Annotated in this window: 13 protein-coding genes and 1 tRNA gene; 6 read left to right on the forward strand and 8 right to left on the reverse strand. The window is 66.2% G+C overall.

Going from position 1 to position 15264, the window contains the following annotated elements:
• Positions 1 to 29 precede the first annotated feature (29 nt).
• From ACZY0B_RS00855 to ACZY0B_RS00865, 3 genes are read left to right on the forward strand one after another with little or no spacing between them, the layout of a single operon-like run.
• A complete protein-coding gene (locus tag ACZY0B_RS00855; protein WP_463762046.1) occupies positions 30 to 332 on the forward strand; it encodes a DUF4193 domain-containing protein in 303 nt (100 codons plus the stop codon).
• Positions 333 to 355: 23 nt separating this feature from the next.
• Positions 356 to 736 (forward strand): thiol-disulfide oxidoreductase DCC family protein, encoded by a 381-nt coding sequence (locus tag ACZY0B_RS00860; RefSeq protein WP_463762047.1) that lies wholly within the window; start codon positions 356 to 358, stop codon positions 734 to 736.
• Positions 720 to 2084 carry a cytochrome P450 gene (locus ACZY0B_RS00865; RefSeq protein WP_463762363.1) on the forward strand — a complete coding sequence of 455 codons (1365 nt, stop codon included), beginning with the start codon at positions 720 to 722 and terminating at the stop codon, positions 2082 to 2084. Before ACZY0B_RS00860 ends, ACZY0B_RS00865 begins: the two co-directional genes overlap by 17 nt.
• Here ACZY0B_RS00865 and ACZY0B_RS00870 read toward each other — a convergent pair.
• Positions 2081 to 2647: a hypothetical protein gene (locus ACZY0B_RS00870; RefSeq protein WP_463762048.1), complete on the reverse strand. Its 567-nt coding sequence runs from the start codon at positions 2645 to 2647 to the stop codon at positions 2081 to 2083. The genes ACZY0B_RS00865 and ACZY0B_RS00870 overlap by 4 nt on opposite strands.
• A 635-nt stretch (positions 2648 to 3282) precedes the next feature.
• On the opposite strand from ACZY0B_RS00870, the gene ACZY0B_RS00875 reads away from it, so the two are divergent.
• Together ACZY0B_RS00875 and ACZY0B_RS00880 are read left to right on the forward strand one after the other, a co-directional pair.
• On the forward strand, positions 3283 to 4524 hold the full coding sequence (locus ACZY0B_RS00875; RefSeq protein WP_463762049.1) for a PPE family protein: 1242 nt from the start codon (positions 3283 to 3285) through the stop codon (positions 4522 to 4524).
• A gap of 76 nt (positions 4525 to 4600) precedes the next feature.
• The gene (locus tag ACZY0B_RS00880) at positions 4601 to 5791 is read left to right on the forward strand and encodes a PPE family protein (RefSeq protein WP_463762050.1); all 1191 of its coding nucleotides are present in this window, start codon (positions 4601 to 4603) and stop codon (positions 5789 to 5791) included.
• Positions 5792 to 5848: 57 nt separating this feature from the next.
• Here ACZY0B_RS00880 and ACZY0B_RS00885 read toward each other — a convergent pair whose 3' ends face one another.
• Complete coding sequence (locus ACZY0B_RS00885; protein WP_463762051.1) at positions 5849 to 6700, reverse strand: COG4705 family protein; 852 nt, start codon at positions 6698 to 6700, stop codon at positions 5849 to 5851.
• Positions 6701 to 6900: 200 nt separating this feature from the next.
• Between ACZY0B_RS00885 and ACZY0B_RS00890 the strand changes: the two genes are divergently transcribed.
• Entirely contained in the window at positions 6901 to 7599 is a 699-nt protein-coding gene (locus ACZY0B_RS00890; RefSeq protein WP_463762052.1) for a response regulator transcription factor, read from the forward strand.
• On the opposite strand, the gene ACZY0B_RS00895 is transcribed toward ACZY0B_RS00890, so the two are convergent.
• The 6 genes from ACZY0B_RS00895 to ponA2 form a co-directional block, all read right to left on the reverse strand.
• Entirely contained in the window at positions 7551 to 8870 is a 1320-nt protein-coding gene (locus ACZY0B_RS00895) for a HAMP domain-containing sensor histidine kinase (protein ID WP_463762364.1), read from the reverse strand. The two genes, ACZY0B_RS00890 and ACZY0B_RS00895, sit on opposite strands and share 49 nt — an antisense overlap.
• Before the next feature lie 126 nt (positions 8871 to 8996).
• Positions 8997 to 10262 carry a COG4705 family protein gene (locus ACZY0B_RS00900; protein WP_463762053.1) on the reverse strand — a complete coding sequence of 422 codons (1266 nt, stop codon included), beginning with the start codon at positions 10260 to 10262 and terminating at the stop codon, positions 8997 to 8999.
• Positions 10263 to 10334: 72 nt separating this feature from the next.
• A tRNA-Pro gene (locus tag ACZY0B_RS00905) sits at positions 10335 to 10411 on the reverse strand.
• A 60-nt stretch (positions 10412 to 10471) separates the two neighbouring features.
• Positions 10472 to 11578 carry an L-cysteine desulfhydrase Cds1 gene (gene cds1, locus ACZY0B_RS00910; RefSeq protein WP_463762054.1) on the reverse strand — a complete coding sequence of 369 codons (1107 nt, stop codon included), beginning with the start codon at positions 11576 to 11578 and terminating at the stop codon, positions 10472 to 10474.
• On the reverse strand, positions 11575 to 12534 hold the full coding sequence (locus ACZY0B_RS00915; protein WP_463762055.1) for a metallophosphoesterase: 960 nt from the start codon (positions 12532 to 12534) through the stop codon (positions 11575 to 11577). Before ACZY0B_RS00915 ends, cds1 begins: the two co-directional genes overlap by 4 nt.
• A gap of 56 nt (positions 12535 to 12590) precedes the next feature.
• The gene (ponA2, locus tag ACZY0B_RS00920) at positions 12591 to 15017 is read right to left on the reverse strand and encodes a transglycosylase/D,D-transpeptidase PonA2 (RefSeq protein WP_463762056.1); all 2427 of its coding nucleotides are present in this window, start codon (positions 15015 to 15017) and stop codon (positions 12591 to 12593) included.
• Between the last annotated feature and the right edge of the window lie 247 nt (positions 15018 to 15264).

Below are 15264 nucleotides of genomic sequence, written 5' to 3' on the forward strand. Positions count from 1 at the left end.
ACCCGGCCGCTCACCAGGAAGGTATGCCCATGAAGACCGCAAGCGATTACGACGCGCGCCGGGTGACCGACGTCGAGAACCAGGAACCATCCGAACTGCGCCAGCTTGATCCCAATTTGTCGGGATCATCCAAGGCGGTCGTCGACGAGGACCCCGACGATGTGCACTTCTTCGAGCTGCCCGGCGCGGATTTGTCCGGTGAAGAACTGGTCGTGACGGTGATTCCGCAGCGGTCCGACGAGTTCACCTGCTCGAGCTGCTACCTGGTTCAGCACCGGCACCGGATGGTCCTGTCCAGCTCGGGGCTTCCCGTTTGCACCGATTGCGCGTAGCGCGTTTGGAATACAATCGAAGAATGCACGGCATTTTAGTTTTTGACGGCCGGTGTGGGGTGTGCACTCGGGCGGTCAACGCATTGGCTCGGTGGGATCGGTCGGGCATGCTGCGCATCGAACCGATGCAGACCCCCGGGATGGCCGACAGGCTCGGCGTCACCGACGACCGAATGCTGAAATCGGCGTGGTGGCTGGATTCCTCGGGCGCGATCTTGGACGGTGCGCACGCCATGAATGCCGCCCTGGCCGTGGCGCTGGGCACGCGCGTCCCGCTCTGGATCTACCGCATCCCCGGCGTTGGCGTGGTGCAGAACGCCATCTACCACTGGGTGTCGGCACACCGCTATCGTTTCCGCGGTGCGACGCCGCTCTGCGAGGCCGAGCCTGAGCGCTGCGCGTAGTCGCCACCCGAATGGCTTGAGCCGCCTACCCGGATTGCCCGCGCCGCGCGCGTTCCGTGCGGCCTTCGCCGCGGCGTACGCGCTTGCGTATCTGGTCGGCGGCGAGCGCCGGATGCTGCGATTGATACGCCGGTACGGACCGATCATGACGATGCCCATCCTCAGTTTGGGGAATGTGGCGATTGTGTCGGACCCCGAGCTGGTCAAGCAGGTTTTCACCGCCCCGCCCGAGGTCCTGCTCGGTGGGGAAGGCGTGGGACCTGCGGCGGCGATCTACGGGTCCGGATCGATGTTCGTCCAGGAGGAGCCCGAACATCTGCGGCGGCGGAAGCTTCTGACGCCGCCACTGCACGGCGCGGCGCTGAGCAGTTACGTGCCGATCATGGAGGAGTCAGCCCGCGCGGCTATGCGCAGCTGGCCCGTTGACCGTCCGTTCCAGATGCTGGAGGCGGCGCGGTCGCTGATGCTGGACGTGATCGTCAAGGTCATCTTCGGTGTCGACGATCCTGGTGAGGTGCGGCGACTGGGCCGCCCGTTCGAGCGATTGCTGAATCTCGGTGTCTCCGAGCAGTTGACGGTCCGCTACGCGCTGCGGCGGCTGGGCACCCTGCGGGTGTGGCCCGCGCGGGCGCAAGCCAACAGAGAGATCGATGACGTCGTCATGCCGTTGATCGCCCGACGGCGGGCCGATCCCCGTCTCAACGAGCAGCTCGACATTCTGGCATTGCTGATGTCCGCGCGTGGCGATGACGGAGAGCAGTTGTCGGACAACGAGATCCGTGACGATCTGATCACCTTGATGCTGGCCGGCCATGAAACCACCGCCACCACACTGGCCTGGGCCTTCGACCTTCTGCTGCACCATCCCGATGCGCTACGACGGGTGCGGGACGAAGCCATCGGCGGTGGGGAAGACTTCACCACCGCGGTGATCAACGAGACGTTGCGAATACGGCCACCGGCGCCGTTCACGGCACGCGTTGCCGCGCAACCCTTTCCCATCGGCGGCTACTGCGTCGACGCCGGAACGCGGATCGTCGTCCATATCATCGCGATCAACCGCAACCCGCAGACCTACGCGTATCCGAACGAGTTCCGCCCCGAGCGCTTTCTCGGCAACCGGCCGCAAACCTACGCCTGGGTTCCGTTCGGCGGCGGTGTGAAACGCTGTCTGGGCGCGAGCTTTTCGATGCGAGAGCTGGTCACCGTGTTGCACGCATTGCTGCGCGATGGCGAGTTCAGCGCCGTCGACGAGAAGGCGGAGCGGATAGTGCGGCGCTCGATAATGCTTGCGCCCCAGCATGGAACCCGGGTGCGGTATCGCCCCCGTGCACCGCGCGCCGTCTAACCCTGCGCCCATTCCCGTCCGCATACCCGGCAATGCCGGGTCACTGTCGACCACTGCGATTCGCCCTCGACGGGTTGGCGAACCAGGTGGGTGGATAGATCGCCGCAACCCGGACAGGTGCAGGTCGCCACATACGGCTCGACGGGTTGCCGGTTCATCAGGTGCAGGTTCTCCGCCCGTGAGAACGGCACGATCGCCAGACGCTCCGGGCGAGGGGCGGCTTTTGGGTTGTCGAACCACAAAAGACCACAGACCACCATCGCCACTGCCCCGAAAATAGCCCCGATGACCAGCGGGATGTTCCATGGCCAGTTCGGCGGGATAGGGCTCAGCGCGAGAAACAGCATCACGGCGGAGGCCAGGAAACTGATGATCGTGCCGGGCTTGGCGAATCCATAGCCGCCGACCTGCAGCGCCTCCCACACGTCGATCTCCTGCTGCCGTTGTGCGATCTGCAAAAGAGTTGGGTGGCAAGGGAAGTCGTTGTCAACCGAAGAATCGGGGGCTTTGGTCACGCGCTCGCGAGTCCCGCGTTGCCCGGTGTTCGGCCTGACCAATGCCATGCGGGCCAAGCATAATGTGGGGTGGTCATCCCGGCGAGGCGACGACGAGGACCGATGTGCGTCCTAGTTTGCGGTCCGGGCGTCGCGCATTTTCCCGGCGGCTGAGATACGACCTCCGCCGGATTTGCTGAGGCGACGGCGAATTTGGGCGGCTGAGCGCGACGGTCGGATCGGCTGCCGGGGCGAAGCGGGCGCGGGGTTGTCAGTCAGCGCAGCCCCGGCGGGCAGAATTTCGTCCACATCGCGGCGAGCATTGTGCACCGGGCCATGTTTGGCGCGCGGCTCAGCACTCTTAGCCGGACCGCCCGGGATTGCGTATACCGCTGAACTCTGACAGCAAATGTCGTCCTAAACCCGGAGGGCATGGCGAGGATCGGTGCGACGTCGTATAAACGCGGTCGCAGGCCACACTCCGATGATTTCTCAGCGGCCGCTCAGCTATGAATCTGTACCGTCGGGCGCTGTGAGCAACACCGGGCCCGGCACGGTTACTGAGGCGCGAAGTGCCTCGGTCGACGAGTTCTTATGCGCGACTGTCGAGAAGAGCCTCGCGGACTGGATCCGCGAGCTGTGAAGGTGCGGCGTACGGCCACGCAGGCGCCGCCGAGGTTGGCGGCTTTTCAGGGAGTTGAATAGTGACTGCAGTGTTGGATTTTGCATTGCTACCTCCGGAAATCAACTCGGCCCGGATGTATTCGGGTCCGGGTTCAGGACCTTTGCTGGTGGCGGCCTCGGCGTGGAAGTCGCTCGCGGCAGAGTTGCGGTCGACGGCGTTGTCGTACGAGGCGGTGCTCTCGGCGTTGACCGAGCAGGAGTGGCATGGGCCGGCCTCGGCGGCGATGGCGGCCGCGGCTGCCCACTATGTGGTGTGGATGAATACCACGGCAGCACAAGCCGAGCAGACCGCGACCCAGGCCGAGGCCGCGGCGGCGGCCTACGAGACGGCGTTCGCGGTCACGGTGCCCCCGCCGCAGATCGCGATCAATCGTGCGCAACTGGCCGAGCTGCTGGCTACCAATGTGATGGGGCAAAACATTCCGGCAATCGCGGCCACCGAGGCCCAGTACGGCGAGATGTGGGCCCAAGACGCCGCCGCGATGTATGGCTATGCGAGCACCTCGGCGGTGGTCACCGATTTGACCCAGTTCGACCCACCCCAGCAGATCACCGATATCGCCGGGCTGTCGGAGCAGGGCGCAGCGGTGGGCCAGGCCGCCGCTGCCGACGTGGGCACCGGGCAGTCCACGCTCTCGACGCTGATGGACACCGTGCCCGGCAATCTGCAAGACCTGGCCTCGCCGGCCCTGACGTCATCGGCGACGGGCTTTGAACTGAGCGGCTGGAATCCGTTCGCTCCAGGATCGGCAAGTGACACCACCGGGCTCAACGGCGTGCTCAACTCCGTGTTCGGCATGGATAGCGCGTTTGGGCAGTTCGTCAACGCCAACATCTGGAACACCATCTTTGGGTCGGGGTTCTACTTGCCGAGCAACTTCCTGGGCACCGCCTCTGACTTCATCGGCCTGAGCCAAGTCGGCGGAGCTGCCGCCGAAGTCACTACGGGTGTGGCCGACAGCGCGGCCGCAGCAGCCGCGACCGAAGCCGTGGCTGCGGCTGCGGGCAACTCCGTTTCCGCGGCCCTGGGCAACGCCGCCCCGGTCGGACCCCTGTCGGTCCCACCGAGCTGGGTGGACACACCGCAAGCCCGACCGTCCTCGGCGCTGGGCGCCACACCCATGTTTGCCTCACCAGCAGCAGTGGCCGCCGGCATGCCTGGCGTTCCCCTGGCCGGCATGACCGGCAGAGGCTACGGCCGCCAGGTCCCCCAATACGGCTTCAAACCCAGCTTCGTCGCACGCCCACCCGCCGCTGGCTAACACCGCACCGGTGGCACGTCACTTGCGGCCTTTGGAGCCGCCACGAGCGCAGCTACCGTGAGGGAGGAGGCAGCCGGTGATCCCGGCACTGGATTTCGCGCTGCTTCCACCCGAAGTCAACTCCGGTCGCATGTACGCGGGCCCGGGCCCGGGCCCGATGTTGGCCGCCGCGGCCGCCTGGAACAGACTGGCGGCCGAATTATGTTCCACGGCAAAGGGTTACAGTTCAACGCTGGCGGAGTTGAACGGCCACTGGCATGGCCCGACATCGGCCAAGATGACGGCCGCGGCGGTGCCGTACGTGGCATGGCTTAATGCCACCGGGGGCCACGCCGAGCACACCGCGGTACAGGCCGAGGCCGCGGCGGCTGCCTATGAAGCAGCGTTCGCGGCCACCGTGCCTCCAACAGTCGTCGCGGCCAACCGTGCTCGGCTGATGATGCTGATCGCAACGAACGTTCTGGGCCAGAACACTCCCGCGATCGCGGCCACCGAGGCCGAGTACGCCGAAATGTGGGCTCAAGACGCCTCCGCCATGTACGGCTACGCGGCCGCCTCGTCGGTTGCCACCGAACTGATCCCGTTCGACCTGCCCGGCCAGACCACCAGCCCCGGTGGGCTCATCGCCCAGTCCGCCGCGGTGACCCAGGCCGTCGGCACACCCGCCGGTACCCAGCAGGGCGCGCTGTCGCAGATGATGTCCGCGATGCCCAACGCGCCGGGTGGGTGGAACCCGTTTGCACCCGGCTCGGCGAGTGACACCATCGGACTCAACGGCGTCCTCAACGCCATTTTCGGCACTGACACCGCCTTCGGGCAGTTCGCCAACAGCAACATCTTGAACACCATCTTCATCTCGGCCTTCTACATGCCCTCTCGATACCTCGGCAAGTCGACCAGTCTCATGAGCCTCGGTCAACAAGGCGCACCCAGCGCGACCGCCAGCGTGGGGCAGGGTCCAGCGGGCACGACCGTCGCTCTGCCGGGTAGTGCTGGGGCACTGGGGAATTCGGTCTCGGCAGGCTTCGGCCAAGCCGCGGTCGTCGGTCCACTGTCGGTGCCGCCAAGCTGGACGTCGAACGCGCCGGCGCCCAGCTCGCTGGTCCCGCCGACGGGGAAGGCGCCGATCGTGGTGCCAGCGTCAGAGGTAGGGAATTCACCTCCGGTACCCCTGGCCGGCAAGATGGCCGCCGAAGGCGACGGCCGCGCCATTCCGCAGTACGGATTCAAGCCCTCCTTCGTCGCGCGCCCACCCGCCGCCGGATAGCGCGATCTCACCCATGACCCATCCAGCGGGCGGGTGCGTCGTGACGTTCTGGGTTGATCAGCTGCCACCCGGACGGTGACCGGGACCGGTATCGGGCGAGGCCTCGTCGACCGCCTCTGGCTCCGTCTCCGTCGCCTCGGCATCGCGCTCTGCACCGGGATGGCGGCCCGGGCGCTGCGGCAAGACGATCAGCAGCACGATGATGACGGCCGCGATTACCGCCGAGGCCAAAGGTCGGCTCAGGTTCAGGCCGCCGTGGTCGACGGGCTTATCAAGGAAATCGCCGACGGTCGCGCCGAGGGGCCGGGTCAGGATGAAAGCGACCCAGAACAGGGTGACGCGCGAGATGCTCGTCCAGTAATACATGGCAGCGACCCCGACTAACGCAACGCCGAAGACCAGCGCACCACCTTCGTAACCGAGCCCGCCGTCGTCGGCGAGCCAATCGCCGAGGGCGGTGCCCAGAGTCTGCGAAAAGGTGATCGTGGCCCAGTAGAACGCCTCGACCTTCGGCGTCGAGACGGTATTCACCGACACCGTTCCCTGCGACCAATGCCAGAGTCCAAGGGTGGCCAACAGGCAGAACAGCAGCAGAAGCGATCCGCCCGCGTAGCCGATCCCCAGCGAGCGGTCGGCGAAGTCGGCCAACACGGTGCCGAACGTCGTGGAGGCGACGATCGTCAGCCAATAGAGGCTCGCGTGGAAGCGCTTGGCAAGAATCTGCACAACGACAAGTGCGACCAGGGCGAAGCCGAAAAGTGCTACACCGGCCAGATATCCCCAATCCAGCGTCATCGTGACGGTATCGCCGCCGGTCTCGCCGAGCGTCGTGGCTAAGACCTTGATGACCCAAAAGCCAAGAGTGACCGCCGGCACCTTGCTCAACGCATGTTTCGTCATCTCGCTCATGGGTGATCACCTCTCGATAGGTCGGTTGGTGGCCAACTTTTGTGCGGGGGGCAGTCGCGCCGGTGTGTGCCGGTGCTGGCTCCATACTTCCTGAACCGAGTTGAGAGGAAGCTGAGAGCCGGGGACCTCAGTGTTTCCTCAGCGTTCCCGTGCCATGGTGGTCCGATGGGTGACGCGACGGTGTGCAAGGACCACAGCAGGTGAAGGTGCTGGTCGTCGAGGACGAGCCGCGGCTGGCGGCGACGCTGACGATGGGCTTGCGCGCCGAGGGATGTGTGGTGACGACCGCCGACAACGGTCGCGACGGGTTGTGGGAGGCCACTGAGAACCGTTTCGACGCAATCATTTTGGACATCATGCTGCCGGGGTTGAGCGGCTACGAGGTGCTGCGCCGCATGCGCACGGCCGAGGTGTGGACACCGGTGTTGATGCTCACCGCCAAGGACGGCGATTACGAGCAGGCGGACGCGTTCGATTTGGGCGCCGATGACTACCTGACCAAACCGTTCTCATTCATCGTGCTGCTCGCGCGTTTGCGGGCACTGGTTCGCCGCGGGGCGCCGCAGCGGCCGGTCGTGTTGACCGCCGGCACGTTGTCGCTGGATCCGGTGCGGCGCGTCGTGCGGCGCAACGACGACACGATCAGTTTGACGCCGCGCGAGTACGGTCTGCTGCAGTATCTGATCCGCAACAAGGGTGCGGTAGTGAGCAAGGCCGACATCCTGCAAAACGTGTGGGATGCACACTTCGACGGGGACGACAACGTCGTCGAGGTCTATGTCGGTTATCTGCGGCGCAAGATCGATATCCCGTTCGGCACCAACACCATTGAAACAGTCCGCGGCGTCGGCTACCGGCTGGATGCCGAGGACGACGCCGACGCGACCAGCGGAAGCTGAACGACGACGGCAGTGCCGCCGCCGGGACGGTCGTCGACGTGCACGCTGCCGCCGTGTGCGGCCACGATTTCGAACACGATCGCCAGTCCCAGCCCGGTGCCGCCACCGCCACGAGAGCGGTTGGTGTCGAGTCGAACGAACCGCTCGAACACCCTTGCCCGATCGGCGGGCGGGATCCCTGGGCCGTCGTCGGTCACGGTCAGGCACGCTTGACCGTGCTCCGATCGCACCACCACCTCCACCCGGGAATTGGCGTGTCGCGCCGCGTTGTCGAGGAGGTTGCGCAGCACCCGCGACAGCGCGCCGGCGTCAGCTACCAGCCGCGTCGGGGCAAGATCGGCATGCACATCCAGCACCGTCTCGCGCCGCAGTCGGGTCACCTCGGTGCCGGCCAAATCGTCGAGGTCCGTGTCGGCGCGGCGCAGCGCCAAGCCTCGCTCGTCGGCACGGGCCAACAGCAACAGGTCGTCCACCAACGCCTGCATCCGCCGCGCTTCCGGCAACAGCGTGTCTGCCGCAAGCCGATCGTCGAGCAGATCGGGGTGGGCGACACCGACTTCCAGGGCCGAGATCACCGTCGCCAGCGGGCTGCGCAATTCATGGGATGCGTCCGCGATGAATCGACGTTGAGCGGCTTGACCGGATTCGAGACGGGAAAGCATCTGGTTCATTGTGGTGGCCAGCGTGAAGATCTCATCGCGGTGCGAAGGTACGGGCACCCGTTCTGCAAGATCGGAGGCGCTTATATCGGCAACCCGGGTGCGAATCGCCTCTACTGAACGCAGTGACCGTCGCACCAGAAGATAGGTGGCCAGGGCGGCCGCCGCGATCACCAGTGGCGCGGCTGCCGACAGGCCGAGCGTCACCGTCAACACTGTGGTCTCCACATCCTCGGTGCCGGCGCCGACAAGTACGACATAACGCCCCGACGGCGTCTCGAGCGACTGCCCGGATACCCGCACATCGCGTATCCCGACCGCCGCGATCCCGGTCCGCGGGGTACTTCCGATCGTGTCGAGCGGCACCAGCGGCCGCCTGGGCGCGGAACTTGACTCGGACACCGGATGGCCGGCGCTATCGAGTATTTGAACAGCCACGATGCGCTGTCCGGTGGCCAACAGGGGCGGATCGAGATCGGGAGTGGTTTCTGACTGCAACGCCTTGGTGATGTCGTGCAGGCGGCTCACCGCCGCGTCGTCGACCGCCGAAAGCAAAGAGAAGTACAACACCGACAGCAGGATCAGGCCGGCCACCGTGAGCGCTACCAGCATGACCGTGGCCGACACCAATGCCGACCGGGCCGAGATGCTCCAAACGCGCGGGCGTAACAGCCTCAGTGTCCATCCTCCGTACCGCTCGATGTCAGGTCCATTCTGAGGGCTCGCGTCGGCGGCCCACTAGTGGAGCGCCGTCAACAGGTCCGTCAGCCGCTGTGTCTGGGTGGCCGGGTCCGGAGTGCGGGCGCGCAAAGCCGCCAGCGCGCTATCGATCTGCTTGTCCAGGGTGTGCCACGCGTTTTGGTCCAACGGTTTGAGTCGGGGCTCGTCGTCGTCCCAAGCGGTTTCCAGGTCTGTGATCCGGGTCTTGGCGCCGGCCTGGTCGCCGGCCCGCAACTTGGAAAGCGTGTCCTGGGTTATGGATTGGAATTTGGCCACCTCGGCGGGCGGGAAGGCCGAGACGAGTTGCCCGGGCCGGACCGGGGCGGTGATCGCCGGAGCGGCAATCGAATCCGCCTCCTCGTCGCTTTCCGCGGCACCGGAGTGATGGTGGCCGCCCCAGACCAGCAGTGCCCCGGTGACGACTGCGACCGCCGCGTAGTAACCCAGCATCAGCCGCTCGCGCGTGGCAGTCGTGGTGGCGCTCGCAGGGCGGGCTTGGCGGTCGTCGCCGATGACATCGCTGCGGCTGACCATCAGGTACGAGACGGTGGCCAGGATCGCGGCCAAGAAGATCGCGCTGGTGATGGCGGTCCCCCATCCCAAGCCGTGGTTGGTCGGATCGGAGACCAGCCAGTCGCCGAGGTTGGCGCCCAGCGGGCGGGTCAGAATGTAGGCCAGCCAGAAGGACAACACGGGGTTGGCGCCCGCCCGCCAGCCGATCGCAATCGATGCGATCAGGCCCGCCGGCAGCAGCACCGAGGTGCCCGGCCCCCAGCCGGTGAGCTGCAACGTCCAGTCGCCTACGGCAGTGCCCAAGGCGAAGGTGACCAGCACTGCCAGCCAGTAGAACAACTCCCGTGGCGTCGTGACGATGCTGTGGATCGACAGGGTCCGCTCCCGGGCGTACCAGACCGCGAAGACGACGGCCAACATCGCCGCGAACACGGCGGTGCTGAGCGCCAGCGGTAGCCGCAACTTGTCGGTCAGGATGTCGGTGTACAGCGTGCCCGTGATGCTCAGCACCACCACCGCGAGCCAGTACACCATCGGCACGTAGCGCTTGAGGAGCAACTGGAAGCTCAAAATTACGCCCAGGGCGACGGTGAAGATCAGCGCCGTCACGTTAAGGCCAAGGCCCACAGTGGTACTGATCCAGTCGGCGAAGCTCTCGCCGACGGTGGTGCACAGGATCTTGATGATCCAGAACCACAGGGTGACCTCAGGAACCTTGCTGAGCATCACGCGGGGAGTGCGAATGGCTGTGGAATGCGTTGTCTGACTCACAACGCCAGACCGTACGGATTCGTCGCTGAGGCAACGCTGAGAATTCGAGCCACGACAGCCAGCCGTTAATGATGGTCGGGGTGGCGGGATTTGAACCCACGGCCTCTTCGTCCCGAACGAAGCGCGCTACCAAGCTGCGCCACACCCCGCTTGAAGCCACGACAGCGTATCGCACCCGCCCGTCGACTCGCTAAACCGCTGGCTGCGGACTACGCCCAACTGCAGGTGCGCTCGAATTCGACCAGCGCCTCGGCAGGACCGGTGAGTTCGAGCCCCTGCGCACCGACCCACTCGTCGCTGAAATAGGTGTCGGCGTAGCGGTCGCCGCTGTCGGCGATCAGTGTCACCACCGATCCGCTGCGGCCCGCGGCGACCATCTCGGCGAGCAGGCCGAAGGCGCCCCACAGGTTGGTGCCCGTCGACGGCCCCACCCGTCGTCCCAGCACGACGCTGACATGGCGGGCGGCCGCGATCGACGCCGCGTCGGGCACCGCGACCATGCGGTCGACGACGTCGGGCAGAAACGACGGTTCGACGCGAGGCCGGCCGATCCCCTCGATACGGGATGACGCGGACATCACCAGGTCGTAGCGCTGTTCGGCGTAGGCGGGAAAGAATGCGGAGTTCTCCGGGTCGACGACGCACAGCCCGGTGGCGTGCCGCCGGTAGCGGATGTAGCGGCCGATCGTCGCGCTGGTTCCGCCGGTGCCCGCGCCGACCACGATCCACTCCGGGATCGGGTACTTCTCTTCGTCCATCTGCGCGAAGATCGACTCGGCGATGTTGTTGTTGCCGCGCCAGTCGGTGGCGCGTTCGGCGTTGGTGAACTGGTCCATATAGTGGCCGCCGGTCTCTCGGGCGACGCGCTGCGCCTCGGCGTACACCTCGCTGGAGTTCTGCACGAAATGGCAACGGCCGCCTTGTGATTCGATCAGCGCCACCTTGGAGGCGCTGGTGCTCGCCGGGACCACGGCGACGAACGGCAGCCCCAGCAGGGAAGCGAAGTAGGCCTCGGATATCGCCGTCGAACCCGACGACGCCTCGACGACTGTGGTGCCCTCGCCGATCCAGCTGTTACACAAGCCATACAGGAACAACGAGCGCGCCAGCCGGTGCTTGAGGCTGCCGGTGATGTGCGTCGACTCGTCCTTGAGATACAGCGCGATGTCGACGTCGGTGCCCCAGGCCGACGGCAGCGGGTAGCGCAACAGGTGGGTATCCGCGCTGCGACGGGCATCCGCCTCGATCAGCCGGATCGCATTGTCGGTCCAGCTGCGCGAGTGGCTGTGGACCGCGATCCGGGTCCGATCGTTCAACGCAACGATGCCGCGGGCTGCGAGCGGCCCCGGTTGCTGCTGGAGTCACGCCCACCAATCGGAGCGGCGATCAACGTCAGCATGGTCGCTTCGGGCCGGCAGCAGAAGCGCACCGGCGCAAACGGGGAGGTGCCCAGCCCCGCCGAGACATGCAACTGCATGTTGGCGCCCCAGCGTGACGGTCCCTTCGCCCGGGTCCGGTCCAGGCCGCAGTTGGTCACCAGGGCGCCGAAGAACGGCAGGCACAGTTGCCCGCCGTGCGTGTGTCCGGCCATCACCAGCTGGTAGCCGTCGGCGGCGAAGCGATCCAGCACGCGCGGCTCGGGGGAGTGAACCAATCCCAGCCGCAGATTCGCCGCGGGGCTGGCGGGGCCAGCGATCGTCTCGTAGCGGTCGCGGTCGATGTGCGGGTCGTCCACGCCCGCAGCGGCGACGTGCAGCCCGCTCACCTCGAACTCGCGGCGAGTGTGGGTGAGGTCGAGCCAGCCACGCTCGGTGAACGCCGCCCGCAGATCTTGCCAGGGCAGCGGTTCGCCCTGCACTCGGTGCGACGGGTTGGTCAGGTAGTTCAACGGGTTCTTCAGGCGCGGCCCGAAGTAGTCATTGCTGCCGAAGATGAAGACACCCGGCCGTGACAGCAGATCCCCGAGCGCCTGGACGACCGCGGGCACCGCTTTGGGGTGGGCCAGGTTATCGCCGGTGTTGACGACCAGGTCGGGCTCCCAGCCGGCCAGCTCGCGCAGCCAGGCCTGCTTGCGGCGCTGGTTGGGCATCATGTGCAGATCGCTGATATGCAGTACCCGCAGCGGCGTAGAACCCGGTGACAAGACGGGCATGGTTATCTCGCGCAGGACAAAGGCGTTGCGCTCGACGACCGCGGCGTAACCGAGGCCGGCGACGGTCGAACCGACCGCGACAGCGCCGGTGCGGATCAGGGTGGGCAAGACATCAGCCATGTACGCAGCCTAATACCGGTCGCGGACTCAGGAGCGTGTGTCGCGCCTTCGCGCGCCTAGGGAGGCGGCTGCCCGGGCGGCGGCGGAGGCGCCAGCAGCGGAATGGTGATCGGCGGCAGCCCGGGGATCTCCACCACCTGCGAACCGATCGGCAGCGGCGCGCCATCGGGCGGCGGAGGCGGCGGCGGCGGGATGCCGTTGCTGACCTGAATGGTGACGACCGAGCCGGGAATCGTATTGCCGGTGGGCGACGTCCCGACCACCTCGCCCAACTTCGCGCTGCTGTTGACCGAGTTGGTTTGATCGGCGACCTGGAAGCCCGCGTCCTTCAGTCGCGAGCGCGCCGCGTCCACGTCCATGCCGGCCACGCTCGGCACTCGTGAGCCGGGTGCCCCCTCGACGTAGCGGGGATCGGTGGGCGGCAGTTTGACGTCGCCGAAGCTCAGGGCGATCGGCTTCATCGCGGTGAACCAGGTACGCGCCGGCTCGTTACCGCCGTACAGATCGCCCTCGCCGCAGTGGCGCAGCGGGGACGAACACAGGTCCGTCGGCGTTGTGGAGTCGTCGTAGATGTAGTTGGCCGCGGCGTAGTGGCTGGTGAAGCCGATGAACCCGGAGGAGCGGTGGGCCTCGGTGGTGCCGGTCTTACCGGACACCGGCAGGTCCCATCCCGCCGCGCCGGCCGAACCGGCCGCGGTGCCGCCGCCCGTGGCGTCCTTACTCATCGCGTTGGCCAGCGTGTTGGCCAGGCCTTCGGGCACCACCTGATCGCAGGTCTGGGTGGTCACAGCGACTTCGTTGCCGTTGCGGTCGATCAGCTTGTCGATCGGGTTCGGCGGGCACCACACACCGCCGGAGGCCAGCGTGGCGACGACATTCGACAGCTCGAGCGCGTTCACCTCGATCGGCCCAAGGGTGAACGACCCGATGTTCTGCCGCTTGACGAAGTCGGCCAGGCTCTCGTTGCTGTCCGGGTTGTAGTCCCGGGCGGTGCCGGGATCGGCGTAGGACCGCAGCCCGAGCTTGACCGCCATGTCTACCGTGCGCGTCACCCCGACCTGCGAGATCAGCTTGGCGAATGCGGTGTTGGGCGAGGTGGCCAACGCCTCGGTCACATTCATCGACCCGCGGTAGTTGCCGGCGTTGACGACGCACCAGGTGTCCTTGGGGCAGCCCTTGGCCCCACCGCTACCCAGACCCTTGGACTGGAACCGCGGCGGAACGTCGAGGGTGGCGTTGATGCCCATACCCATGTCCAGCGCGGCGGCCGTGGTGAAGATCTTGAACACCGACCCGGCGCCGTCGCCGACGAGGGAGAACGGTTGCGGGCGCATGGTCTGGCCGGCGTCGACGTCGAGGCCGTAGGTGCGGTTGCTGGCCATCGCCATCACCTTGTGCGACGTCTTGCCGGGCTGGATCACGCTCATCACGCTGGAGATGCCGGGCAGGCTCGGACTGGCGAACCTGTCGATGGCCGTCTTGACCGGGATCTGCACGTCCGGGTCCAGGGTGGTGCGGATCAGGTAGCCACCCCGGGCCACCTGTTCCTTGTTGATCCCCGCACGGGACAGGTACTCCTGGACGTAGTCACAGAAGAAGGCGCGGTCGCCGGCCGCGATGCAGCCCCGGGGCAGCTCGTTGGGCTGCGGCAATATCCCCAGCGGCGTCGCCTTGGCGGCGCGCAACGCGTCGGTCTCCTGGGGCAGGTTGTCGATCATCGTGTCCAGGACCAGATTCCGCCGGGCCAGCGCACCGTCGGGGTTGGTGTACGGGTTGAGCGTGCTGGTCGACTGCACCATGCCCGCCAGCAGCGCCGCCTGCTGCCAGTTCAGGTCCGACGCGTTGATACCGAAGTAGGTCTGGGCGGCGTCCTGCACCCCGAACGAACCGTTACCAAAGGAGACAAGGTTGAGGTATCGGGTCAGGATCTCCGGCTTGGTGAAGGTCTTGTCGAGCGTGAGCGCCATCCGGATCTCGCGCAGCTTGCGTGCCGGGGTGGTTTCGACGGCAGCGCGCTTTTCGGCATCGGTCTTGGCGGTGACCAGGAGTTGGTAGTTCTTGATGTATTGCTGCTCGATCGTCGAACCGCCTCGGGTGCCGACGTCGCCGGACGCGTAGCCGGCCAGCCCGGTCAGCGTGCCCTTCCAGTCCACCCCGTTATGCTCGGCGAATCGTTTGTCCTCGATCGAGACGATCGCCAGCTTCATCGTGTTGGCGATCTTGTCGGTGGGCACCTCGAAACGGCGCTGTTCATATAGCCACGCGATGGTGTTGCCCTTCGCGTCGACCATCGTCGAGACGGCGGGCACCTGTCCCTCGAGAAGTTGGGCCGAGCCGTTGGCGACCACTTCGGAGGCGCGGTTGGACATCAGTCCCAGCCCGCCTGCCATGGGAAACATCAGCGCCGTGGCGACCACACTGGCCAACAAACAGCACCCAGCAAGCTTAAGAATCGTGAGAGCTGCCGGCGGACGGTCTGACATGCGTACTACATTAACCGCCCTCTGTCGCCCGACGCGCCGTCGATCCGTAGACCGGATCTAGATCACGTGACCAGCGGCTTTGCTGAGGATTGGGACGGGAAGTTCTCGATCGCGTTACATATCCGCCACCGAAATGGGGTACTCAATCCGATGGCTGCGCCTACGCTCAATGACAAGACGGCACGCCCGTCCCAAAAAAAGCGTTATCAGACTGTTGCGCAATTGGCCCCTGACCACCTAACTTATA

This window comes from Mycobacterium sp. IDUB_19 (assembly GCF_055419445.1).

Excerpts from the sequence above, each read along its gene's own strand:
- ACZY0B_RS00855 (WP_463762046.1), top strand. The coding sequence starts at position 30 with ATGAAGACCGCAAGCGATTACGACGCGCGCCGGGTGACCGACGTCGAG.
- ACZY0B_RS00860 (WP_463762047.1), top strand. The coding sequence starts at position 356 with ATGCACGGCATTTTAGTTTTTGACGGCCGGTGTGGGGTGTGCACTCGG.
- ACZY0B_RS00870 (WP_463762048.1), bottom strand. The coding sequence starts at position 2,647 with ATGGCATTGGTCAGGCCGAACACCGGGCAACGCGGGACTCGCGAGCGC.
- ACZY0B_RS00885 (WP_463762051.1), bottom strand. The coding sequence starts at position 6,700 with ATGAGCGAGATGACGAAACATGCGTTGAGCAAGGTGCCGGCGGTCACT.
- ACZY0B_RS00895 (WP_463762364.1), bottom strand. The coding sequence starts at position 8,870 with ATGCTGGTAGCGCTCACGGTGGCCGGCCTGATCCTGCTGTCGGTGTTG.
- ACZY0B_RS00915 (WP_463762055.1), bottom strand. The coding sequence starts at position 12,534 with ATGGCTGATGTCTTGCCCACCCTGATCCGCACCGGCGCTGTCGCGGTC.
- ponA2 (WP_463762056.1), bottom strand. The coding sequence starts at position 15,017 with ATGTCAGACCGTCCGCCGGCAGCTCTCACGATTCTTAAGCTTGCTGGG.